At 46.1% G+C, this 22,962-nt stretch carries 21 protein-coding genes and 1 tRNA gene; 19 read left to right on the top strand and 3 right to left on the bottom strand.

Annotation, left to right across the window (positions count from 1 at the left end; translation table 11 throughout):
* Positions 1-67: 67 nt before the first annotated feature.
* From FS628_RS18045 to yajC, 9 genes are all read left to right on the top strand, one after another.
* A tRNA-Pro gene (locus tag FS628_RS18045) sits at positions 68-141 on the top strand.
* Positions 142-343: 202 nt separating this feature from the next.
* Positions 344-1,036: a BofC C-terminal domain-containing protein gene (locus FS628_RS18040; protein WP_145324047.1), complete on the top strand. Its 693-nt coding sequence runs from the start codon at positions 344-346 to the stop codon at positions 1,034-1,036.
* Between the two features lie 230 nt (positions 1,037-1,266).
* Positions 1,267-1,770 (top strand): crossover junction endodeoxyribonuclease RuvC, encoded by a 504-nt coding sequence (gene ruvC, locus FS628_RS18035; RefSeq protein WP_017686765.1) that lies wholly within the window; start codon positions 1,267-1,269, stop codon positions 1,768-1,770.
* The gene (ruvA, locus tag FS628_RS18030; protein ID WP_145324045.1) at positions 1,767-2,381 is read left to right on the top strand and encodes a Holliday junction branch migration protein RuvA; all 615 of its coding nucleotides are present in this window, start codon (positions 1,767-1,769) and stop codon (positions 2,379-2,381) included. Before ruvC ends, ruvA begins: the two co-directional genes overlap by 4 nt.
* Before the next feature lie 54 nt (positions 2,382-2,435).
* Positions 2,436-3,446, top strand: a complete 1,011-nt coding sequence (gene ruvB, locus FS628_RS18025; protein ID WP_145324043.1) for a Holliday junction branch migration DNA helicase RuvB — start codon at positions 2,436-2,438, stop codon at positions 3,444-3,446.
* Between the two features lie 73 nt (positions 3,447-3,519).
* On the top strand, positions 3,520-5,622 hold the full coding sequence (locus FS628_RS18020; protein ID WP_440131289.1) for a SpoIID/LytB domain-containing protein: 2,103 nt from the start codon (positions 3,520-3,522) through the stop codon (positions 5,620-5,622).
* A gap of 7 nt (positions 5,623-5,629) precedes the next feature.
* Positions 5,630-6,658, top strand: coding sequence for a tRNA preQ1(34) S-adenosylmethionine ribosyltransferase-isomerase QueA (gene queA, locus FS628_RS18015; RefSeq protein ID WP_145324039.1), 1,029 nt, complete (start codon positions 5,630-5,632; stop codon positions 6,656-6,658).
* Positions 6,659-6,693: 35 nt separating this feature from the next.
* Positions 6,694-7,830, top strand: a complete 1,137-nt coding sequence (gene tgt, locus FS628_RS18010; protein ID WP_145324037.1) for a tRNA guanosine(34) transglycosylase Tgt — start codon at positions 6,694-6,696, stop codon at positions 7,828-7,830.
* Between the two features lie 67 nt (positions 7,831-7,897).
* On the top strand, positions 7,898-8,212 hold the full coding sequence (gene yajC / locus FS628_RS18005; RefSeq protein ID WP_145324035.1) for a preprotein translocase subunit YajC: 315 nt from the start codon (positions 7,898-7,900) through the stop codon (positions 8,210-8,212).
* Positions 8,213-8,335: 123 nt separating this feature from the next.
* Here the strand turns inward: yajC and FS628_RS18000 are convergent, their stop codons facing one another.
* On the bottom strand, positions 8,336-8,728 hold the full coding sequence (locus FS628_RS18000) for a TIGR04086 family membrane protein (RefSeq protein ID WP_017686772.1): 393 nt from the start codon (positions 8,726-8,728) through the stop codon (positions 8,336-8,338).
* 227 nt (positions 8,729-8,955) lie between these two features.
* Here FS628_RS18000 and FS628_RS17995 point away from each other — a divergent pair, with 227 nt between their 5' ends.
* Positions 8,956-9,669, top strand: coding sequence for a DUF421 domain-containing protein (locus tag FS628_RS17995; RefSeq protein ID WP_145324249.1), 714 nt, complete (start codon positions 8,956-8,958; stop codon positions 9,667-9,669).
* 3 nt (positions 9,670-9,672) lie between these two features.
* Here FS628_RS17995 and spoVB read toward each other — a convergent pair whose 3' ends face one another.
* Positions 9,673-11,295, bottom strand: coding sequence for a stage V sporulation protein B (gene spoVB / locus FS628_RS17990; RefSeq protein WP_145324033.1), 1,623 nt, complete (start codon positions 11,293-11,295; stop codon positions 9,673-9,675).
* Between the two features lie 227 nt (positions 11,296-11,522).
* Between spoVB and FS628_RS17985 the strand changes: the two genes are divergently transcribed.
* From FS628_RS17985 to FS628_RS17960, 6 genes are all read left to right on the top strand, one after another.
* A complete protein-coding gene (locus FS628_RS17985) occupies positions 11,523-11,762 on the top strand; it encodes a post-transcriptional regulator (RefSeq protein ID WP_036617497.1) in 240 nt (79 codons plus the stop codon).
* Positions 11,763-11,853: 91 nt separating this feature from the next.
* Positions 11,854-13,104: a protein translocase subunit SecD gene (gene secD, locus FS628_RS17980; RefSeq protein WP_051447453.1), complete on the top strand. Its 1,251-nt coding sequence runs from the start codon at positions 11,854-11,856 to the stop codon at positions 13,102-13,104.
* A complete protein-coding gene (gene secF, locus FS628_RS17975; protein ID WP_145324030.1) occupies positions 13,094-14,002 on the top strand; it encodes a protein translocase subunit SecF in 909 nt (302 codons plus the stop codon). Before secD ends, secF begins: the two co-directional genes overlap by 11 nt.
* Before the next feature lie 73 nt (positions 14,003-14,075).
* Complete coding sequence (locus FS628_RS17970) at positions 14,076-15,035, top strand: cation diffusion facilitator family transporter (RefSeq protein WP_145324028.1); 960 nt, start codon at positions 14,076-14,078, stop codon at positions 15,033-15,035.
* Between the two features lie 40 nt (positions 15,036-15,075).
* The gene (gene recJ, locus FS628_RS17965) at positions 15,076-17,484 is read left to right on the top strand and encodes a single-stranded-DNA-specific exonuclease RecJ (RefSeq protein ID WP_145324026.1); all 2,409 of its coding nucleotides are present in this window, start codon (positions 15,076-15,078) and stop codon (positions 17,482-17,484) included.
* Positions 17,485-17,521: 37 nt separating this feature from the next.
* The gene (locus FS628_RS17960; protein WP_145324024.1) at positions 17,522-18,034 is read left to right on the top strand and encodes an adenine phosphoribosyltransferase; all 513 of its coding nucleotides are present in this window, start codon (positions 17,522-17,524) and stop codon (positions 18,032-18,034) included.
* A 153-nt stretch (positions 18,035-18,187) separates the two neighbouring features.
* Here FS628_RS17960 and uraA read toward each other — a convergent pair whose 3' ends face one another.
* Positions 18,188-19,504 (bottom strand): uracil permease, encoded by a 1,317-nt coding sequence (uraA, locus tag FS628_RS17955; protein ID WP_145324022.1) that lies wholly within the window; start codon positions 19,502-19,504, stop codon positions 18,188-18,190.
* A gap of 373 nt (positions 19,505-19,877) precedes the next feature.
* Here uraA and FS628_RS17950 point away from each other — a divergent pair, with 373 nt between their 5' ends.
* From FS628_RS17950 to FS628_RS31425, 3 genes are all read left to right on the top strand, one after another.
* Positions 19,878-22,055, top strand: a complete 2,178-nt coding sequence (locus FS628_RS17950; protein WP_145324020.1) for a RelA/SpoT family protein — start codon at positions 19,878-19,880, stop codon at positions 22,053-22,055.
* Positions 22,056-22,067: 12 nt separating this feature from the next.
* Complete coding sequence (gene dtd / locus FS628_RS17945; protein WP_145324018.1) at positions 22,068-22,529, top strand: D-aminoacyl-tRNA deacylase; 462 nt, start codon at positions 22,068-22,070, stop codon at positions 22,527-22,529.
* A gap of 75 nt (positions 22,530-22,604) precedes the next feature.
* Positions 22,605-22,772 (top strand): hypothetical protein, encoded by a 168-nt coding sequence (locus FS628_RS31425; RefSeq protein ID WP_186327852.1) that lies wholly within the window; start codon positions 22,605-22,607, stop codon positions 22,770-22,772.
* Positions 22,773-22,962: the final 190 nt, after the last annotated feature.

The raw sequence follows: 22,962 nt of genomic DNA, 5'->3' as shown, positions 1-22,962 counted from the left end.
AGACGCGCTCGACTCAAAATCGAGTGGGAAACCGTGGAGGTTCGAGTCCTCTCGCCGGTATATATAACGGGATGTAGCTCAGCTTGGTAGAGCACCTGGTTTGGGACCAGGGGGTCGCATGTTCAAATCGTGTCATCCCGATCTCGAAAAAGTACTATCTAATTATAGATAGTACTTTTTTTATGTTTACTTTATAAGTTACGATAAGTACAAGTCGGATACTATCACAATATGCGCTTTAACATAACACATGGAGTTTCCCTCTTCACAGGACAAGTTAGTTCTGCATAAAGCCCCGTTCTTTAGGTCACAATAGGTTTAAAAAGTGATAGAAGGGGTTCATGTGAACACGTTTAACTTCAGAAAACAATTCAAGAGACGTTGGCGACGCTGGAAACGAACACTATGGATGACTACGGCTTTGCTTGCAGTAACGATACTGGCTTACAGCGGCTTGCCTATCTCATCTACGATTGAGCGTTTGCTGACGACTGACTTTAGTGAAGCAACCACTGTGATGGGACCTGTTACGCAGGAAACAAGATCTGAACAGGAAATCCAAGTACTCATGGAGCAACTGGATTCTGATCCAGATCATTTAACGAGTGTAGTATTGGAAACGCAGTACATCTGTGGAGTGGAAACAGAGCAGTTAGGCAAAATGGCTAGACCACAGTTGAAGATGCTGCTGGCTCAGCATCCGGAATGGGATGCCACCATTGGAACATCAGATGAGCTGCATTTGAAGCAACGTATAAATGACCTTTCACCGCTCTGTAAAGAGCAGGCGTATATCAGCATAGATGCTGTAGGTAATCTTAATTTGTATGAGGGTAAGCCAGCAGAAGAGAAGGTCATTCGTACGTTCTTTCAGTTGGATGTTGGGACGTTGGAGAGTTCTTTGCCTGAAGGAGTACTGGAGCAATTGCAGCAGGGCATTCGGATTCAGGATAAAGACGAGTATGACAGTGTGATCTCTACGTTCAGTGACTATGCAGTGGATGAAGATCATCATTTAATCCGCAATGGCGGGTAACGAGTATAAGACAACACTCAACAAAATACGTGAAATATGATGAAGGACATCGAAGAGATGTCCTTTTTGTCGTTTGAACCGAAATACTTGGAAATTCGAAATAACATGTAAAAAATTCACGATTAAAGGCGAGTAATCAGTTAGACAAAGTTTTTCCTGCCGCAGGGTCTATCTTTTGTTATAATGAAATGAACGATACATATGTTCGCTTTTGTGAGGGAGAGATGGTTTTGCGTTTTTTGGGAATTGACCCGGGGATTGCGATTGTTGGTTTTGGTTTTGTGGATAAAATCGGCAGTAAGGTGGTACCCGTACAATATGGATGTATTCAGACGGAAGCTCATACCCCTGAAGAGGAGCGGTTGCTTCACGTATATGAAGGTATGGTGCAATTGATTGATAAATACAAACCGGACGCAGTAGCGCTGGAGAAACTCTTTTTCAATCGGAACGTTACAACAGCGATGTCAGTCAGTCAGGCCAGAGGCGTCATGGTACTTGCTGCCGCGCAGAAGGGTTTGCCTATTGCAGAATATACGCCAATGCAGATCAAGCAGGCCGTTGTTGGGTACGGTAAAGCGGAGAAGAAGCAAGTACAGGAGATGGTCAAAATGTTTTTGCGTCTTCAGGTCGTTCCTAAACCAGATGACGTAGCGGATGCTTTGGCTGTAGCCGTGTGCCACGCGCACTCTTATACATTAAATTCCAAGTTGAATGAGGTATTGCGAAAATGATTGATTTTCTAAGAGGACAGTTCATTCATGTAGAGAATGATTATATTGTGCTGGATGTTCATGGTGTGGGGTATCGCGTATTCTGTCCGAATCCATTTGCATTTGCGAAGCAAGAAGGCGAAATTACCGTGTACACTCACCATCATGTGCGTGAGGATGCGATGTTGCTGTTTGGATTTGTTACACGGGATGAGCAGCGGTTGTTCCGTAAACTGATTGAAGTATCTGGTATTGGTCCAAAAGTGGCTCTGGGCATACTCGCTGGAGGTACACCAGAACATGTGGTTACGGCGATTTACCAGGAGAATCTTACGTTTTTGACCAAGTTGCCAGGCATAGGCAAGAAGACTGCACAACGCATGATCCTGGATCTCAAGGATAAGCTGGATAGCTTTGGCGCGGCAGCGTATGCAACAGGTTTGTTCGCTCCTCCATCGGAAGAGTCGGGAAGTGGTTCTGCCTGGGATGAGGCACGTGAAGGTCTCAAGGCACTTGGGTATACTGACAATGAGCTTGATAAAGTATGGCTCAAATTGAAAAAGGATGTTACTACAGCGGATTCCGTTGATGTGTTGATGAAAAAGGCGCTGCAAATGCTGTTTACGGGATAATACAAATTGCATATTATAATATAGCTGTAGCCTGCAAAAAAGGTAGGGATGAATATGGATGATCGCATTATTTCCGCGAACCTGATGATGGAGGACCAAAATGTTGAGTTGAGCCTTCGTCCCCGGTATCTGAATGAATATATCGGGCAGAATCAGGTGAAGGAAAATTTAAAGATATATATTGAAGCTGCCAAATTTCGTAATGAGGCATTAGATCACGTTTTGTTATATGGACCACCTGGACTTGGTAAAACAACACTTGCCAATATTATTGCCAACGAATTGGGCGTTAACTTACGAACTACATCAGGTCCAGCCATTGAACGCCCGGGTGATCTTGCAGCATTGTTAACCAATCTGCAGGAAGGCGATGTCTTGTTTATTGATGAGATTCATCGTCTGCATCGTACCGTTGAAGAAGTCATGTACCCGGCTATGGAAGATTCCGCATTGGATATTATGATTGGCAAAGGTCCAAGTGCACGTTCCGTTCGACTGGATCTGCCACCATTCACTCTGATTGGGGCTACAACCCGTGCTGGCTTGCTGTCTGCTCCACTTCGAGACCGATTTGGTGTTATCAGTCGCTTGGAATTCTATACGGTTGATGAGCTGGCTTATATCGTCTCACGCTCAACTGAAATTTTGGGTGTAGAGATCGTCGGCGATGCTGCAGAAGAGATTGCATTGCGCTCGCGTGGGACACCGAGGATCGCGAACCGTTTGCTAAAACGAGTACGTGACTTTGCACAGGTGCGTGGTGATGGGATTATTACGCAGACACTGGCAGAAGAAGCGCTGCAACGTCTCCAGATTGATCCGCGTGGCCTGGATGAGATTGACCATAAGATGCTCAAATCCATGATCAACAGCTTCCGGGGAGGCCCTGTAGGCCTGGATACAATCGCCGCTACAATCGGGGAAGAAAGCCAGACCATCGAGGATGTCTACGAACCGTATCTGCTTCAGATTGGTATGATTCAGCGTACACCAAGAGGCAGGATCGTGACAGATCTTGCGTATCATCACTTGGGTCTGCCTGTTCCACCAAGAGACAGCAAATAATCGAGCCAGTTGAATATTCACCACAACCATTGAAATAATTACGTGTTAACCCGATATAAAGTGAAGGAAATGCATGGAGAGGAGTCTGATTGTGGGAAAAGCAATACGAACGAAGAAGTGGAGTCGTCGATTGAAGGTACTGGCGGCAGCTCTTTTGACAGTGAGTTGTCTGCAAGTGCCTGCTTATGCAGCAGGAAATGATGGACAGACGATCCGGGTAGCCATGTTTGCGAATCTGGGCAGTACGTATAAATCAACTACACCACTCATTACGCTTGAATCGACGGGACAATGGAGTATCCAATCAGAGAGTGGCGCAAATGTAAGCCTTCCGGCAGGGCAGGTACGTTTCAGTGCTGATGGATTCCGAGTGAAGGTGTTGGAAACATCGGACTTTAAGGCAGCATCTGCAGCAGCAAAGTTGTTGCAGGCAACAGCGGATAAACCGCTACTGTTCACAACTACTCTGAATGGTAATACCATCTACCAGCTCTACACGGGTAACTACGCAACAGAGGCACTGGCTGGACAAGCTGTTACACGGGTACAGAAGGTAGCAGCAGCTCAACTGGCTGGTCAAAAGCCAGCTGTTACAGGAAGTAAACGCCTGTCTGCTGGAACATATGGTTCGATTCAGGAAGCCGAGGCAGCACAAGCCAACCTTTTAGCAACAGGAGTTAGTGCTTATCCAGTCCTTCAATTGAATGGGGGAAGTCAAGCCTATGCGGTATGGGTTGGTGAAGCTTCAACGGATGCGGAATTATCTGTGTTGAAGAACAGTGTGGAAGCCAAAGCTCCGGGGGTAAGCCTTACACCTGTCAACAATAGTGCAGGGCTAATTATCCGTCAGGATGCAGGATTAAGTACGGATGCACTCAAAACAGCTCCGCATTACACGATTGCAGGTAATGAATCCAAAGCATTGGTACAAGGAAACGGCAATGGTATCAAAGTAGTGGAACGTTCCCAGCGAACGTATCGTGGAGATATGGAAATCAGCATCGTGAGTGGTGACCTGGCGTTGGTCAATGTTGTAGCGCTGGAGCAGTACCTGTACTCTGTCGTAGGGGCAGAGGTGTATTCTTCTTGGCCTGCTGAGGCTTTGAAAGTTCAAGCCGTAGCTGCTCGATCTTACGCGCTTCAACAGGGGGAACGCTTTAAAATTGCCAATGTCGTGGATACGACACTTAGCCAAGCCTATAACGGGATTGGTTCGGAGAATGATAAAGTAACCAGCGCAGTGGATGCAACGGCTGGAGAAGTGGTCAAGAGCGGTGGTAAAATCGTCGAAGCGGTGTTCTCCTCCAATGCGGGCGGCCAGACAGCTCATCCTTCTGAGGTATGGAACGGCGGAGCAGGTGTGTTCACCAATGTGGTTAGCTCGGGAGATACATCTGCCCAGGCAGGATTACATACATGGTACCATGTGCTGCTCAATTCAGGCGTTAGCGGGTACATTCGTGAAGATAACATCAAAGAATTAACGACCAAGACCGATGCGGGACTGGCGAAAGTGACGGTAACGGCTCAGAATACCAATGTACGTCCCATTCCGTTAATTCAATCCAACGTGGAACCTGTAGCCAAAATGAATCCAGGCAACGAAGCTGTTGTACTGGCAAAAGTGGCTCAATCCAACGACTATGCTTGGGTGAGAGGACCTTTCACGTCTGCCCAGTTGGTTAAATCCCTTCAGGGTAAAACGACAGCGTCTGTTCCTGCTTCAATCTCAACCATGGAAGTTACCAAGCGTGGACCTTCCGGAAGAGCACTTGAAGTTACTGCCAACGGACAGGCTATGACGGTGAAATATGCCGATACATACCGCTCTGCGCTCGGTGGATTACCGAGCACTTTATTTGATATTGCAGGGACCGGAAGTTATACTGTATTAGGCGCTGACGGCAAAACAGCCAGTAAAACCGGCTCAAAGGGTGCCTCTGTACTTTCTTCCTCAGGCACAGGAACATCATCCGGTAATGCACTTGTGGTTATGAGTGGTGATGGTCAAGCGAGAGCGGTAACGCAGGGTCAGACCTTCATGTTTATCGGTCAGGGCAATGGTCACGGATTGGGTTTGTCCCAATGGGGAGCCAAAGGCATGGCAGATGAAGGGTATGATTACCAGGCAATATTGAAACACTATTATCAAAATGCGACTATTGTTAAGGAATGAAACTAAAATGAATGTGAACTTATATGATTTTGAATTACCAGAGCAATTGATTGCACAGACGCCGTTGCTTGATCGCACGGCATCCCGGTTGCTTACCTTGAACAAAGATAGTGGTGAGATTAATCATCAAACGTTTCCTGATATAATCGACTTTCTGGAGTCTGGCGATACACTGATTCTGAATGATACACGTGTTCTCCCAGCCCGTCTGTTCGGTACAAAAGAAGATACCGGAGCCAAAGCTGAAGTGTTATTGCTTAAGAATGTCGAAGGCGACACGTGGGAAGCTCTGGTTAAGCCGGGTAAAAAGCTGAAAGCTGGTTCCGTTATCGTATTCGGTGATGAACTAAAGGCAACCATAGATGAAGAGGGCGAGATGGGGGCCCGTAAACTTACGTTTACGTATAATGGAATCTTCCAGGAGATTCTGGACCGTCTGGGCGAGATGCCGTTGCCACCTTATATCAAAGAGACATTGGATGACCGCGAACGGTATCAGACTGTATATGCCAAGCATGAAGGATCGGCGGCTGCACCTACAGCGGGATTGCACTTTACGGATGAATTGTTGGATCAGATTCGTGCCAAAGGTGTTAATGTGGCCTTCATTACGCTTCACGTAGGACTGGGAACGTTCAGACCGATGTCGGTCGACGTTGTAGAAGATCATGTCATGCATGAGGAGTATTACTCCTTGTCACAAGAAACAGCAGACCTGATTAACCAGACCAAAGAGAATGGACATCGCGTTTTTGCGGTTGGCACAACGAGTTGCCGTACTTTGGAAACGGTAGGGAGCAAATTTGAAGATGGAGTACTGCAAGCAAGCAGCGGATGGACGAGTATTTTCATCTATCCAGGCTACTCCTTTAAAGTGATCGATGGGATGCTTACGAATTTTCATCTTCCGAAATCCACGTTGGTTATGTTGGTTAGTGCACTTGCAGGCAGAGAACATATTATGCAGGCATATGAGGAAGCTATCCAAGAGCAATACCGTTTCTTCAGCTTCGGCGATGCCATGTTGATATATTAATATAACGATTAACTTTTAGAGGATGATTAAAACCAATGGCAGCAATTACGTATGAACATATCAAAACTTGTAAACAATCCGGTGCACGTCTGGGGCGTGTGCACACACCTCACGGTATTATTGAGACACCGACCTTTATGCCTGTAGGTACACAGGCAACCGTCAAAACAATGAGCCCTGAAGAGTTAAAAGAAATGGATGCTCAAATTATTTTGAGTAATACCTATCACCTGTTTCTGAGACCAGGACATGAAATCATTCGTGAAGCTGGCGGATTGCACAAATTCATGAACTGGGATCGTCCAATTCTGACGGACAGCGGCGGATTCCAAGTGTTTTCTCTTAGCGAGATGCGCAAAATTACGGAAGAAGGCGTTCACTTCCGTTCCCATCTGAATGGAGACAAGAAGTTCCTTTCTCCTGAAGTGGCGATGGAAATTCAGAATGCACTTGGCTCCGATATTATGATGGCTTTTGATGAATGCCCACCGTATCCGGCTGAATATGAATATGTAAAAAAATCACTCGAGAGAACGAGCCGTTGGGCAGAACGTTGTCTCGAAAGTCATGCTCGTCCGCATGACCAAGGTCTGTTTGCCATCGTACAGGGAGGCATGCATGAAGATCTTCGCCGTCAGAGCGCCGCAGATTTGACTTCCATGGATTTCCCGGGGTATGCTATTGGTGGACTGAGTGTTGGAGAACCGAAACATTTGATGTATGGTGTATTGGATTACACATTACCTTTGTTGCCATCCAATAAACCACGTTATTTGATGGGGGTAGGTTCGCCCGATGCGTTGATTGAGGGATCAATTCGTGGAGTGGACATGTTCGATTGTGTTTTGCCTACTCGGATTGCCCGTAACGGAACAACGATGACCAGCCAAGGACGTCTGGTAGTTCGTAATGCCAAGTTTGCAACTGATTTTGGGCCACTTGACCCTGAATGTGATTGCTACACTTGTCGCAACTATTCCAGAGCTTACCTGCGTCATTTGATCAAAGCAGATGAAACATTTGGCCTGCGTTTGACGACGATCCATAATCTTCATTTCTTGCAGAATTTGATGCGTAATGTACGTAAAGCCATTATGGAAGATCGTTTGCTTGATTTCCGGGATGAATTTTTCGATCAATATGGTCTTCATGACAATGACAAAGGTTTCTGATTGAGGTTTTAAGGGAACTGGCGTAACAAGGAATATCTGTATGTATAGTCGATAAGGGGGAGTTTTAATGTTTCAGGGAATGACTCTAGCAGGAGCACAAGCGGGCGGCGGAATTGTATCTTTGATCGTACCTTTGGTACTCATGGTTGCAATTTTCTACTTCTTGATGATTCGTCCACAGAACAAAAAGCAAAAGCAACGGAATTCCATGCTGAGCCAATTGAAAAAAGGCGATAAAATTGTAACGATTGGTGGCCTTCACGGTACGATCGCTGAGATTACGGACGATGTGGTTGTATTGCGTGTAAACGATGTAACTAAGCTTACGTTTGACCGTAATGCAATCAGCACGGCTGTAGCTCGTGACACGGCTGTTGAATAGTTACTGTAACATAGAATAACGAGGGTGCGTTTGTGGCGTATTCCCTAGTAGAGAACCGCTCTCCCTGGAGATCGGTTCTCTTTTTGTTTTGATGAGGGAAGGTCGATGTACTTCACCCGTGAATTAGGAACGATGCGTGTTAACACCGAACATGCCACCGAGAGCTGAAATGAAGAAGGCACTGAGTAGTTGTAAACTATCTTTCCAATTAAATGAAGCATCCAGCGCGAGAAATCCGATCAACAGCACAAGGAGTCCATATACGATTCCGGTAATCCCTCCGTAGTACCATCCTTTTTCACCAGAACGTTTGCCTGCCACAAAACCACCAACCAATAATGACAAGCCATGAACAACATAGGTATAGAGCGAGAGGTCCTGTTCCCGCATTCCGCTCATCCAGAGAAACAAAGAGAGAATTAATGCTCCGATAAACATCCATACAAAAGCCTGACAGAGGCCTGACAGAATCGGATTGGACACTCGAAACGAAACCAAGCGGCGGATCAATTGCATGAAGCAACCCCCTTGTACAAGTTATAAGTTAATACAGTGTATGGTCAAGCCTTCGGACTTATGAACTGAATTTCCATTAAATGAACGCATTATTTCTGCATGAGCATGTAAGGTTCAGGCCAAAATAGGGATTGCACTACAGCTAACTGTTATAAACTCAGTTTCGAAGGAGGACCCCTGTTGTGAACTTCCCAGATGTCGGATCACATATCTTTCGAACCATTCTCATGTACTTCCTTGTGTATTGTGCTATACGGGTTATGGGCAAACGCGAGATCGGTAAGCTATCCATGTTTGATCTGGTCGTGTCGATTATGCTCGCTGAGATGGCTGCCTTTGTCATTGAAGATATAGATAAACCTTTGTCTCATGGCATTGTACCTATGCTGACGGTTATCATTGTGCAAATCGGAATGGCCTTTGTCGGTTTGAAGAGTCGGAGACTCCGCTTGATAATTGATGGCAAACCTACCGTATTGATCTCCAAAGGCGTTCTTCATCGGGATGAGATGCGCAAACAGCGATATAACCTGGATGATCTGTTGTTACAGCTCCGAGAACAAAATGTAGACAGTATTGGTGAGGTTGATTTCGCAATATTGGAGACCACAGGTAAGCTGACCGTTTTTCCAAAAGATCAGAATGCGTCTAATGGCAGCAGCTCTTCGGACTCTGACTCACAAGGGTCTTCTTCCAGTAAATCCAAAGCAGGGAAAAATCAAATCGATGGACTTCCAAATATCAAATATGAAGGTCTGCCATTGCCTCTGATTATGGACGGTAAAGTCCAGGATCAGAATCTGGAACTCATCCAGAAAACGAGATTTTGGCTGAAAAATCAGATTCAGCATAATGGAATTCTGGATTTCAAGGATGTATTTATATGCTCCATCGACCACAATGGCAAAGTGTATGTAAGTCCAAAAGATGATAAAAAATGAATATCATTTGCCTGACCGACGTTTGAACCATGAACCTATAAAAGGAGCACGGGTCAGATCATGAAAGTCAATCATTTTGGTCCAGCCCATAACGATGAAATAAACGATAAGCCCGACGAAAGGCGCGAGAAGCATTCGGACCCAAAAAGGTAATATCATGACCGTCTCTTCGTATACCAGCAGGGTCGCTGCTCCCATGATAAACATTCCGGCCCCCGTTTTGACCCAATCCATGATCTTGAAGCGGAACTGTAGCAGTTTACGTACGCTTTGGGCATGTAATAGGGTAACCACAGTAGAATTCACACAGATAGCGATAACCGCGCCGAAGATGCCATACTCGGGCCGGGAAGCGAGCGTTAAAATCAAGGTGATTTTGATAACAGCACCGATAAATGTATTCAGCAGTGCTTTACCTGGACGGTCAAGGGCTTGCAACGCAGCTTGAAGAGGAGCTTGAATATAAATGAACAAAGCAAAAGGAGCCATTAGCTTCAGCATGCTTCCGATCGATGCATCATTATACAGAACAAGACACATCGGTTCGGCAAGCACATACATAAACACAGAAAACGGAGCACCTGTCACGAGTGCCAAGCGTAACGCCTGATGCATTCTTTTGTGAATCAGTGCGCGATCACCCTGAGCAGAAGCTTCGGACAGTGAGGGTACAAGCGATGTCGCAAGGGATGAGGTTAGTGCGCCTGGCAGCAGTAGCAAAGGGATAATCATACCTTGTAGTGCACCATACTGTGCTGTGGCAAGTCCTTTGGATATGCCTGCCAGAGCAAGACTCTGGGCAGTGACAATGGTTTCAGCCAGGTAGGAGAGGGAGCCAACCAATCGACCTGCCGTAACGGGAACAGAAATCGCAAGTAAACGCCGAATTAATCCGGTCTGCGTAGTATCTGTATCTTTCATAACTGGTGTTTCTGTGGTTATACGCTTGCTTGAGAGATTGGACATGTTCTGATGTTTGGCTAGCGGTAACTCCTTCTTCTGTCTGCTGTACTTCCACAATAAGACAAGCATACCGCCGAATTCTCCGACGAGTGCGCCCAGCATGGCACCAGCAGCAGCCTGGGCAATACCGTGGGGGAGGAGAAGCCAGGCAAACCAGATGACACAGACGATGCGAATGATGGTTTCAACAATGGATGAAATGGCAGTAGGCATCATGTTTTGCTTGCCTTGGAAGTAGCCTCTGTACACGGCAGATACGGCGATAATGGCAATCATGGGACTCATACTAACGAACGTATGGTACACCCGCTCATCGGTGAGCACGTACTTGGTTACCCATGGGGCAAATATAATGCACAAAAACATGAATACTACACCCAGGGTCAACGTAAAACTTAAGCTTACTTGCAGGATTCGTTGGGGGGAATAACGATTGGCACCAGTGTCAGCTTCGGCTACGAGCTTGGCTACGGCCAGCGGAATACCACCCGTAATTAATGTCACCAGTACGATAAAAAAGGGATAGCTCAATTGGTAGATGCCAACACCTTCTGCACCGATGACTCGTGGGAGCGCAATGCGCGGGATGAAACCAAGTATTCGATTAATTATGCCTGCCGCGAGCAGGATCATGGCCCCCTGAATAAATGTCTGTTTCTTCAAGACTACCCCTCTTTCCCGGTTGAAAGTACAGGTTATCAACATAAACGGGACAAAGCCGTTGTTCTTCATCCTATGCCAGTCCTTTATCTTCTCATGACAACTTGGACACGATTAACAAAAAGAACCATAACCAGCAAGAAGGAATATGATCAGGCGAAGTCGAATCATGTAGTATTGATGCCGCATAAAGGCTTGGATGTACGAAGGGAGGCTCCCCGTTGGAAGAAATGAATGATGTGGAGTTGGAACAGTCAATAGAGATGCTCTGCCGTAGTAAAGCGGAGGAATTAAGGCTTGTCGGTTACGAATATGTCACCAGCAAAGATGTCTGGAATTGCGTCAGTCATAAATATGAAAAACAGGGCATTCCACCGCTTCACCAGCTGGTGAACGACATTTTGTCACTGAAAGCAACAAGCTTTATGAACTTTATGACAGTGTCTGCATACCGGGGGTCCTCTTTCTAGACGAAAGGGATCTTTTTTGTTGAAAATTGACTGCTTTTTACGGCATCGCTATAATAGGAATATTGAGAACGAAAGGGGATCTAGGAACGGCATGAAAAGAATTATCAGTTTCATTCTGGTCGTGCTTGTCACCACAGGGGTAATGGTGGGAACAAGCCCGGAACTGCTCAAAAATATACGCTTGGGCCTTGATTTAAAGGGAGGCTACGAGATCTTATATGAAGCAGAGCCGCTCGAAGCAGGTCAACAAGTCACCAAAGCATCTTTGGTGCAAACGGCCAAAAGCCTTGAAAGCCGCGCCAATGCGCTCGGAACAAGCGAACCGGAGGTAACCACTGAAGGAAGCAACCGGATTCGATTGAAGTTGGCAGGGGTTACGGATGAGGCTGAAGTTAGAGCCAAAATGAAAGAACCGGCTGTTCTGACCTTCCGTAGTAAAGCTGAGAACGACAAGGAAGGCGAATACACGAAAATTGAGCTTCGCGGAAATGAATTTGTTGAGAATGCAGCCAAAGTTGTGTTCACTCAATTGAATGAGCCTATGATTGACATTCAAGTGAAAGACAAAGCAAAATTTTCCGAGATTACCAAACGTTTGATCGGACAACCTCTCGCCATTTATTTGGACGATGAGCTGCTCTCTGCTCCAACCGTTAGACAACAGTTGACAGATGGTTCCGCTCAGATTTCGGGTGCTTACACACGTGACGAAGCAAACCAGCTTCGTGACACCATTAACCTGGGTGCATTGCCACTGAAACTTACAGAGAAGTATTCACAAAGTGTTGGAGCAACACTCGGTAAGCTTTCTCTGGATCAGACTATTAAAGCGGGATTAATTGGTTCCGTTATTATTCTAGTGTTCATGATTGGGCTTTATCGCATTCCTGGTATCATCGCGAGTTTTGCCCTGATTACACATACGTGGCTGGTACTTGCAATCTTCTATTTAGGAGAATTCGTACTTACCCTTCCGGGGATCGCGGCGTTTATCCTGGGTATAGGGATGGCGGTCGATGCCAATATCATCACGTACGAACGGATTAAGGAAGAGATGCGTAGTGGCAAGTCAATTCTATCTTCGGTTAAAGCGGGTGGTAAACATTCCTTCCGTACCATCATTGACTCCAACATCACTACCATTATTGCTGCAGCAGTTATGTTCTTCCTAGGAACAGGTGCGGTTAAAGGGTTTGCACTCGTGCTGATTTTTGACATTGTTACCAGTATTATCACGAATATTTTCTTCTCCCGCTTCCTGTTGACCCTGCTTGTACGGGGTAACGTGTTGAAGAAGCCTAAGTACTTCGGAGTGAAGGAGAGTGAAATTCGTGCGCTTTAATTGGAATTTTGATTATATTAAAGGTAGTAAGATTGCCTATATCTTCTCGATTATTCTGACGATTACGGGGATCATCAGCATACTGGCTTTGGGTTTGAATTATGCGGTTGATTTCCGTGCTGGATCGAATGTGGATATCTCGGTATCCAAAGCAATCACAGCGGAGCAGATTAAACCTATCGTTAAGGACATCGGTGTTGATGAGGGTGATGTTACCATTACACCGGGGGCTGACCGTGTAAATGTTCGTTTCTCCAATGAATTGGATGAGACCCAAGAGAGCAAATTTAAACAGGAATTTACCAAACTGGATGCATCGGCTTCCTATGAAGTAAATACCGTTGATCCAGAGATGGCCAAAGAATTGGAGCGCAACGCGATCTACGCGGTACTCATTGCAAGTATCGGGATCATGATCTATGTTGCGATCCGGTTTGAGTGGCGCTTTGGTTTGGCTGCGGTTGTTGCACTCTTCCATGACGCATTTGTTGTAATAAGTGTGTTCTCCATCTTCCGTTTGGAAGTGGATCTGACCTTTATTACCGCAGTATTGACCATTGTCGGATTCTCGATCAACGATACCATCGTTATCTTTGACCGGATTCGTGAGAATCTGCGTTTTGCCAAAAAGACAACCAAAGCCGATTTGCGTGAGGTAGTCAATCGCAGTTTGGCTCAAACGATGACTCGTTCCCTGAATACAACATTCACCGTATTTGCAGCTTCAATCTGTTTGTTCATATTTGGTGGAGAGTCCATTCGCATGTTCTCGCTTGCGATGGTTATCGGAACCCTGTTCGGTGCATATTCTTCAATCTACATTGCTGCCCCACTATGGCTGATGCTCAAAGGTAAACAAATTGAGAAGCCAAAAGCAGTAGCTAAAGAATCTAACTAAACATTTTATTGTGAAGCCGCGTCTGCCAGGCGCGGTTTTGTAACTTTATGTACAGAATTAAGGGGGAATATTCATGACCAGAGAACATATCCCATCTGCTCAAGCTGCCACATGGAGCGGTATTGCTGGTAATATGGGACTTGCGGTGATCAAGGCTGGGGTCGGTTATATGGCAAACAGCAAATCGTTGCTCGCAGACGGCTTGTATTCTGCTTCTGAAGCTGGTTCTGCCCTGGCTGGTCTCTTTCCCTCCAAGTCTGTACGCCATAAGAGCAAGGCACGCAGGGAACGCTTTAAAGAACACTCACGTGTTGCCAGACCGGGAATTTCGGTATTGTTATCTGTGCTGATCCTTATGGGCGGCTTGCAGCTTGCCATCTCCGCATTGGGGAGTCTGTCCGGAAGTGAACCTGAAGCCCCCGGGAAGTCGGTGCTTTTGGTGGCTGTAGCAGCTCTCGCTGTGAAGGAAGCAATTTTTCAGTTTCAGTACAGATATTTCCGTAAACGAAACCAGTCTCAGGCGTTGGCATATGCACAGCAACATCGCCGCGCACTCTATTGCTCGCTCACCGTATTAATCGGTATTATCGGTTCGATGACGGGTGAAGAGACAGGTCTGAGCATGTTACTCTACCTTGATCCCACGGCTGCGTTGATTGCTTCCTGTTTTGTGCTTCATAAGGGTTACAGAATGATTGTGGACACAGTCTATGGTTCACTCGTTCAGGAACTGGAGCAGGAAGAAGCGTCAGATTTCAAAGAGACCGTACAGCGGGTATATGGCATCATTACCATTGAGCACTTGGTTGCACGGGAACAGGAACATGACGTTACGATTGAGCTGGTCATTAGTGTGAATCCGAGGATTTCAATACTGGAAGCACAGGAGATTGCTAATCGGGCGAAGACACTACTGCTAACCCGTTTTAGTCATGTGAAAGAAGTACAGATTCAAGCGATACCTTATGATCCAGGCTATCCTTATAAATCCAATCATGAACTGCCCGATCACGAAGCGACATTAATTCAGTAGTGAAGCGCGGGTCCAGTAGATCAGGAAAGGAGCGTTATCATTGCTTTATTCGCAATACCGGTGGAATACACCGAATATCGATCTGGAGGCGGCTGCGGGACTCTCGCAGGCGCTTTCCGTTTCACCCCTTGTTGGACGTTTGCTTGTGAGTCGAGGAGTGCACAATGAGAAGGAGGCCGAACGTTTTTTGCATCCTGATCTGAATCAGATGCATGATCCGTTTCTGCTACTCGGCATGAATGAAGCTGTCCCTCGAATCAAGCTGGCTTTGGAGCGGGAAGAACATATTTTAATCTATGGGGACTATGACGCCGATGGCGTATCCAGTACATCGCTGATGATCCACCTGATGCGTCATCTTGGGGCCTCGTATGATATATATATCCCTCATCGCTCGAATGAAGGGTATGGTTTGCACAACCATGCGTTGGATTGGGCCCATCAGCAGGGCGTTTCATTGATTATTACCGTGGATACCGGAATCAGTGCTGTTGAACAGATTGCCTATGCGGCAACGCTGGGCATCGAGGTCATTGTGACAGACCACCACGAACCACCTGAAATTTTACCGGAAGCTTATACACTTATTAATCCGAAACTTCCGGGATGTCCGTATCCTTTTAAAGGTTTGGCAGGTGCAGGGGTAGCCTTAAAGCTGGCTCAGGCATTGATCGGGGAAGTGCCCGGTGAATGGATGGAGATTGCCGCTATCGGTACGGTTGCCGATCTGATGCCTTTGGAAGGTGAAAATCGGGTTATCGTCAGTTATGGAATAGAATCCATGCGTGGTTCACGTCTTCCCGGAGTAAGTGCATTGCTTGAAATCAGTGGTGTGGATCAGAGTCAGGTGACTTCGATTAATATCGCCTTTGCCATGGCACCACGTATTAATGCCAGTGGACGTTTGGACCATGCGGGACGGGCGGTGTCGCTGCTCACAACCGAGAATCTGGATGAAGCTCATACGCTTGCCGGCCAGCTTGATCTATTGAATCGGGAACGGCAGCAAGTCGTAGAGGGCATATTACAAGAAGCAACGGCACAATTGGAACAAAAGATACAGCTTCGTTCAGGATCAGTTCCAGATGTAATCGTATTGGCTGGTGAGGGCTGGAATGTCGGAGTGGTTGGTATTGTGGCTTCCAAATTGCTGGACCGCTATTACAGGCCTACACTTATTCTTGGGATTGATCCAGAGAGTGGTGTCTGCAAAGGCTCTGCGCGCTCCATTGAGGGCTTGGATATCTATGAGGCACTCACAGTCAACAAACACACCATGGATCATTACGGGGGACATCCGGCTGCTGCAGGGATGACCCTGCATCGGGATCAACTGGAAGAACTTGAGGCGGGCTTGAATGAGTTTGCTGCAACCGTGTTGACCGAAGAGGACTTTGTACCTCAGCGTCTTGCGGATGATGAATGCAGAATTAGTGATGTTCCGCTGAAAGTGATCCAGGAGATCGACCGATTGCAACCTTTTGGGATGAGCAATCCTTCGCCACGGTTTGTGTTGAGAAGCGTGACTGTGAAGGAAACCAGAACGATGGGACGAGAGAAACGCCACCTGAAACTGGTGCTTGAACAAGATGGTCAGCAATTGGAAACTGTCGCATTTGGCAAGGGAGCATTAGCAGAGTTTCTTTTCCCAGGTACCGTAATTGATGTGATGGGAGAACTGTCCGTCAATGAGTGGAATGGGATGAGAAAACCTCAATTGATGCTTCAGGACATTCATGTTCCTCAGGTCCAGGTGTTTGATTTGCGCGGTAATACCGAGCCATTGAATGCGATGAAGCAATTCTTGAGCTCACTTGAGGTGCATCTGCGATACAAATCAGGTTCTATAGGTGCTATTGTTCGGAAAGAAACCGATGTTTCCGAGGGAAATTCATTGTATGAACCTTGCCTTTGGGTATATGATAGAAAGGTCGGGTTATTTCCGTGTAATGCTGCTGCGCAGCATTATGGACAGGAACAAGTCCGGACGTTATTTGTGTTTGATACGCCGGAAACCCCGGAACAACTTAATGCCATGCTGGCTTTGTTCAGTGGAGCAGAGAATATCATCCTTCTGCACGGATCAGGCAACCGCCGAGATCGCCTTCAGATGCCTTCCAGAGAACTCTTCAAGCGTATTTATATGCAGGTGTTGAAATGGAAAGCTGAACCCGTGGAGGAACAAGAGATTACTCCTGTGCTCAGTCGTCAATGTGGTTGTTCGCCGCGCATGATTACAATGATGTTGGATGTATTTGAAGAGTTATCCTTCATTACCCGTGATAACGGCAAAATTGCGTTTGTGGATAACCCGCCTAAACGTGAACTAACCGCTTCACATCATTATCAGGCGCTCGAAAGCATGGCCGAGACAGAACAGGTGATGCTGGATGCATCCACGCCGCAACTGACACAATGGATGATATCCCGGATGAAGGGCGTATCTTAGATGGAAGTTTGTGTATTTATTTTAGGAGGAGATTATTTTGGATTTTAAAGATTATATTCGTGTCATCCCTGACTTTCCACAACCGGGAATCAGCTTTAAGGACATTACGACATTGTTGAAAGATGGAGAAATGTACCGCAATGCGATCAATGAACTGAAAGTGATGGTTTCTGATCTCAAAATTGACGTCATTGCTGGACCTGAAGCACGTGGTTTCGTTGTGGGCGCCCCTCTGGCGTACGCTCTTGGTGTCGGCTTTGCTCCGATTCGCAAAAGTGGAAAACTGCCTGGAGAGACGATTGAAGTCGGTTATGATCTCGAGTATGGCAAGGATACACTCGCTATGCACACAGATGCGATTGAGAAAGGTCAAAATGTCCTGATCGCAGATGATCTGCTCGCAACGGGTGGGACGATTGCTACTTCCATCAATTTGATTGAACAATTGGGCGGAAAAGTTGTTGGTGCTGCCTTCCTGATCGAGCTGTCTGATCTGAACGGTCGTTCTAAATTGCCTGAAATCGATGTATTCACATTGATGAACTATTAAGCTTAAATCTCCATATGCACTGCTGTGATGAAACATGAATTGCTTTCCCCGTTTCCCGGGAAATAATATACAGCATTAATGATTATCAAAAAGCCTGTTCTTCCAACCGTAAAGGTTAGGGAGAACAGGCTTTTTGATGTGTATGTTATTGAATTAATCAGGTGTTTTTTCAGTGATAGGCTGTTTTCTGGAGTCTTCATTCAACCAACCCAGCACTTCAAACAACTTGAACAACAAGCTCATCAGGATTCCAACGATGGTTGCGAGTGCCATCCCCTTTAGATGAACGCCGTAGAAAATAACTTCTGTACCACTCAGTCCGATGACCAGTACAAGTGTAGTGAGAATCAGATTGGTTGGTTTGGCAAAGTCGACTTTCTGTTCAACCAGAATACGCAGACCGGATGCCGCAATTACCCCGAACAGAAGCAGGGATACGCCGCCCATAACGGGTACAGGAATGTTGGCTACAAGCGCCGAGAATGTTCCTGAGAAGGAGAGTACAATTGCAATAACCGCTGCGCCTCCAATAACATATGTGGAGTATACCCGAGTCAGAGCCATAACACCGATGTTCTCACCATAGGTTGTATTCGGGGTTGATCCTACAAACCCGGACAGTATGGTGGATACGCCGTTACCAAGCAGGGAACGATGGAGGCCAGGGTCTTTGGATAGATCTTTGCCTACAATGCTGCTTGTTACGAGTAAATGTCCAATATGTTCTACGATAACCACAAGCGCTACAGGCAAAATGGTGAAGACAACAGACCAGTCAAATGTAGGTGTAGTCACGGTTGGTAGTGAGAGGAAATCAGCGTTTCCAATAGCCTGTTTATCAACCAGACCCATAGAATAACCAAGGATATAACCCACTACAATACCGATTAGAATATGAATGATTTTGGGGAATCCACGAAATGTTACGGCACCAATGACAGTGATCCCGAGCGTGGCCATGGAGAGTATAATAGGTTTCGCCTGAGGAACCCAGTTGGGATTAGCTACCGGATCGGAATTAATCAATCCGGCCATACCAGCTGCAACAGGTACAAGCTCCAGACCGATCAAAGCAACGATGGCACCCATAACTGCCGGTGGGAATACCACATTAATCCATCCTGTTCCGACATATTTCACAATGAGAGCTACTAGACAGAAAACAATACCTGTTATGATAAAGGCGCCAAGAGCCATCGAGTAGCCGTTCTCTGGATGTGTTTTTAACACTGATGTGACAGGAGCAATAAAAGCAAAGCTGGAACCCAAATAGGCGGGGATTTTTCCTTTACACATCAGTATGTACAACAGGGTTCCAATTCCGTTCATCAGCAATATCATACTAGGGTCGACACCGAACAGGTTCGGTACAAGCACCGTGCTGCCAAACATGGCGAACAAATGCTGAAGGCTAAGCAGCGAACCTGAGCCGAGTGGCATCTTTTGATTAACCTGAATTTCGCGTTGCAATGAATTTCATCTCCTTTTCCGAAACACAAACTTTCAATAGATTACAGAGTTTCTCTTAATTAAGCAATAACATTTTTGACGTAGCAGCGCGATAAAATTTATATTTTCATGAAATTTCCTTCTATTTCAGCAAATAACGGCAATAATACATAAGAATTAAGAAACATATTCAATCACTTGTCGTTCGTAGGGGAACCACTTAGAAGTAATACGGATCATCAATATAAAAATTGGATAAGTACTCTTATTCGTCAGTAGTTGACGGGAAACGGGCGAAGCGTCATAATTATAGGAAATTACTTTTACGGGGAACCTGTGTTGAGACATTGTCACGGGTTCCATTTGGTATAGAAAGGACACGGAACAGATCAGAATGGGCATAGAGCAATTACTCGAGAAGGCCGGGGCATATATCAAAGAACCCGATCTGGTGCGCATACGAGAAGCTTACGAATTTGCTGATCAGGCCCACCATGGACAGACGCGAAAATCGGGAGAACCGTATATTCTGCATCCGCTTGCGGTTGCCGACATTGTTGTGAACATGCAGATGGACACCATCTCTATAATAGCAGCGCTTCTTCATGATGTAGTAGAGGATACTACAGTTTCACTTGAAGAGATCCGCAATCATTTCGGCAATACGTGTGCCATGCTTGTTGACGGCTTGACGAAGCTGGAACGTATTCAGTTTCGCTCCAAGGAAGAACAGCAGAACGAGAACTACCGCAAAATGTTCATCGCCATGGCGCAGGACATCCGTGTCATCGTGATTAAATTGGCCGACCGTCTGCACAATATGCGGACACTCAAGTTTCAGTCGGAAGAAAGCCAGCGCCGGATCTCTTATGAGACGCTGGAGATTTTCTGTCCGATTGCGAACCGGTTGGGTATCTCTGCAATCAAATGGGAAATGGAGGACATCGCCCTCCGTTATTTGAATCCGCAGCAGTACTACCGAATTGCAAACCTGATGCACAAAAAGCGTGCGGAACGTGAGCAATATATTGATACGGTTATGGACGGAATTACGAACAAGCTCGATGAGATGGGAATTCAGGCAGACCTTTCGGGACGTCCGAAACATATCTACAGCGTGTTCAAGAAAATGACAACCAAAAACAAGCAGTTTAACGAAATTTATGACCTGCTTGCCATCCGTATTATTGTGGATAATATCAAGGATTGTTATGCTACCTTGGGCATTATACACACGCTATGGAAACCGATGCCTGGTCGCTTTAAGGACTATATTGCAATGCCTAAGGCGAATATGTATCAATCGCTGCATACAACGGTAGTCGGTCCCAATGGTGAACCAACGGAAGTTCAGATTCGGACATGGGATATGCACCGGACTGCTGAATTTGGTATCGCTGCTCACTGGGCCTACAAAGAAGGTGCTGCGAATGGAAATCATTTTGAAGACAAAATTACGTTCTTCCGCGAAATACTTGAACTTCAAAACGAAGCACAGGATGCGTCAGAATTCGTAGAATCGCTCAAAATGGATTTCTTCTCGGATCTGGTATTTGTATTTACGCCAAAAGGAGAAGTCATCGAATTACCGATTGGCTCGGTTCCATTGGATTTTGCTTACCGAATCCATACGGAAGTTGGTAATCGCACCATTGGTGCCAAAGTGAATGGTCGAATTGTTCCGCTTGATTACCATCTGAAGACAGGCGATATCATCGAAATTTTGACGTCCAAACATTCTTACGGACCGAGCCAGGACTGGATGAAAATTGCGAAATCTTCTCATGCACGAGCGAAGATTAAGCAATGGTTCAAGAAGGAACGCCGTGAAGAAAACGTTGAAAAAGGTCGGGAGAGCTGTGAGCGTGAACTGAAACGCATGGGGCTTGATCCTTCTGCGTGGATGACCGATGACAAGTTGATGGAAGCTGCCAAAAAATATGCCTTTAACGATATCGAGGATATGCTTGCGGCTGTTGGATTCGGTGGAATTACCGCTGCACAGATCGTGACCAAAGCAACCGAGAAATTGCGCAAAGAGCAGGAAGAGTCCAGTTTGCTGGAATTAAATTCCGAGATGCGCGAGCTTAAACCTGCCCCTGAACGCAAAAATCGTCCAACCAATGGCATTCGTGTCAAAGGCATTGATAACTTGCTTGTTCGTTTTGCACGGTGCTGTAATCCTGTACCTGGGGATGATATCATCGGTTATGTTACACGGGGACGTGGCGTTTCTGTTCACCGGAGTGACTGTCCGAATATCCCGTCAAGTGCAGATGGAGAAGAAGCAGCTCGTGTTATCGAGGTCGAGTGGGAAGAGAATATTGAAGCCAACTACAGTGTAGATATTGAGATTACAGGTCATGATCGCAATGGGTTGCTCAATGAGGTGCTTCAGGCTGTTTCTGAAAGTAAAACAAATATTTCTGCCGTCACGGGACGGACAGATAAAAATAAATTAGCATTGGTGCACGTGACCATTCTGATTCGTAATACGGATCATCTGCAATCCGTTGTAGAACGGATTAAACGGGTGAAAGATGTCTATTCGGTGCATCGGATTATGCAGTAAGGAGCCTGTAACATGAGGGTGCTTGTACAACGCTGTAAAGAGGCTCAGGTTACCGTGGGAGACGAGCTGACAGGTAAGATTGAATCTGGATTAATGTTGCTCGTGGGCATTACCCACGAGGACACCGAGAAGGATGCTCAGTATCTGGCTGACAAAATTAGTGGGTTACGGATTTTTGAGGATGAGCAGGAGAAGATGAACCTCAGTCTGCTTGATGTAGGCGGTGCTGTACTGTCTGTTTCCCAGTTCACCCTGTACGGCGATTGTCGTAAAGGGAAACGTCCGAGCTTTGCGGCTGCGGCCCGACCCGAAGCGGCAGAACTGTTGTATGAAACGTTTAATCAACTGTTGCGTGAGAAAGGTATTCGGGTTGAAACCGGCCGTTTCGGAGCGATGATGGATGTAACGTTTACCAACTGGGGACCTGTGACTTTGATGCTTGAAAGCCCGGTTCGTCAGGAACCGCGTGCATAATATCATGGAGTTGAGGCCATAATAAGGATAATTCGTTGATGACTACTTATTAATCAAAGGAGTATCCACCCTATTATGCGCCAATCTGCGAAAGAAACACGTACGCGTACGGAACCTTTGGTATTCCCTGGAAGCCTGTATGAATCATTACACCTTGCCCGTGCGGCTGCTGAATGTGTTGCAACGATCTGGGCACTTCAGGATTCGGACAAAGGGAAGCAAAATCATCTTCCGCGATCTTGAATGTTTACACAGATATAAAAAAGTCCTGGTTCATTATCGAATCAGGGCTTTTTGTTGTGTATTAATTGTTTTCTAGCCTTAACTTTTGCAATTAGCAACAATGAATACAAATGGAGTTGTTTATAAATTGCTCTGGTGAGGGTAATAACAAAATGAGGCACAACGAAGTGCCAATGTACTGCAAGACCCG

This window comes from Paenibacillus xylanexedens, assembly GCF_007676705.1.
Taxonomy (GTDB): domain Bacteria; phylum Bacillota; class Bacilli; order Paenibacillales; family Paenibacillaceae; genus Paenibacillus; species Paenibacillus xylanexedens_C.
The sequence above is the reverse complement of the archived record's forward strand: the minus strand, read 5'-3'. Positions and strand labels throughout refer to the sequence as shown.

What these genes read in the sequence shown, in the direction of transcription:
- queA (WP_145324039.1), top strand. Translation starts at nt 5,630, where the DNA reads ATGAATGTGAACTTATATGATTTTGAATTACCAGAGCAATTGATTGCA.
- secD (WP_051447453.1), top strand. Translation starts at nt 11,854, where the DNA reads ATGAAAAGAATTATCAGTTTCATTCTGGTCGTGCTTGTCACCACAGGG.
- FS628_RS18020 (WP_440131289.1), top strand. Translation starts at nt 3,520, where the DNA reads ATGGAGAGGAGTCTGATTGTGGGAAAAGCAATACGAACGAAGAAGTGG.
- ruvA (WP_145324045.1), top strand. Translation starts at nt 1,767, where the DNA reads ATGATTGATTTTCTAAGAGGACAGTTCATTCATGTAGAGAATGATTAT.
- FS628_RS17970 (WP_145324028.1), top strand. Translation starts at nt 14,076, where the DNA reads ATGACCAGAGAACATATCCCATCTGCTCAAGCTGCCACATGGAGCGGT.
- ruvB (WP_145324043.1), top strand. Translation starts at nt 2,436, where the DNA reads ATGGATGATCGCATTATTTCCGCGAACCTGATGATGGAGGACCAAAAT.
- FS628_RS18000 (WP_017686772.1), bottom strand. Translation starts at nt 8,728, where the DNA reads ATGCAATTGATCCGCCGCTTGGTTTCGTTTCGAGTGTCCAATCCGATT.
- yajC (WP_145324035.1), top strand. Translation starts at nt 7,898, where the DNA reads ATGTTTCAGGGAATGACTCTAGCAGGAGCACAAGCGGGCGGCGGAATT.
- FS628_RS17950 (WP_145324020.1), top strand. Translation starts at nt 19,878, where the DNA reads ATGGGCATAGAGCAATTACTCGAGAAGGCCGGGGCATATATCAAAGAA.
- tgt (WP_145324037.1), top strand. Translation starts at nt 6,694, where the DNA reads ATGGCAGCAATTACGTATGAACATATCAAAACTTGTAAACAATCCGGT.
- dtd (WP_145324018.1), top strand. Translation starts at nt 22,068, where the DNA reads ATGAGGGTGCTTGTACAACGCTGTAAAGAGGCTCAGGTTACCGTGGGA.
- FS628_RS31425 (WP_186327852.1), top strand. Translation starts at nt 22,605, where the DNA reads ATGCGCCAATCTGCGAAAGAAACACGTACGCGTACGGAACCTTTGGTA.
- FS628_RS17995 (WP_145324249.1), top strand. Translation starts at nt 8,956, where the DNA reads ATGTACTTCCTTGTGTATTGTGCTATACGGGTTATGGGCAAACGCGAG.
- FS628_RS17985 (WP_036617497.1), top strand. Translation starts at nt 11,523, where the DNA reads ATGAATGATGTGGAGTTGGAACAGTCAATAGAGATGCTCTGCCGTAGT.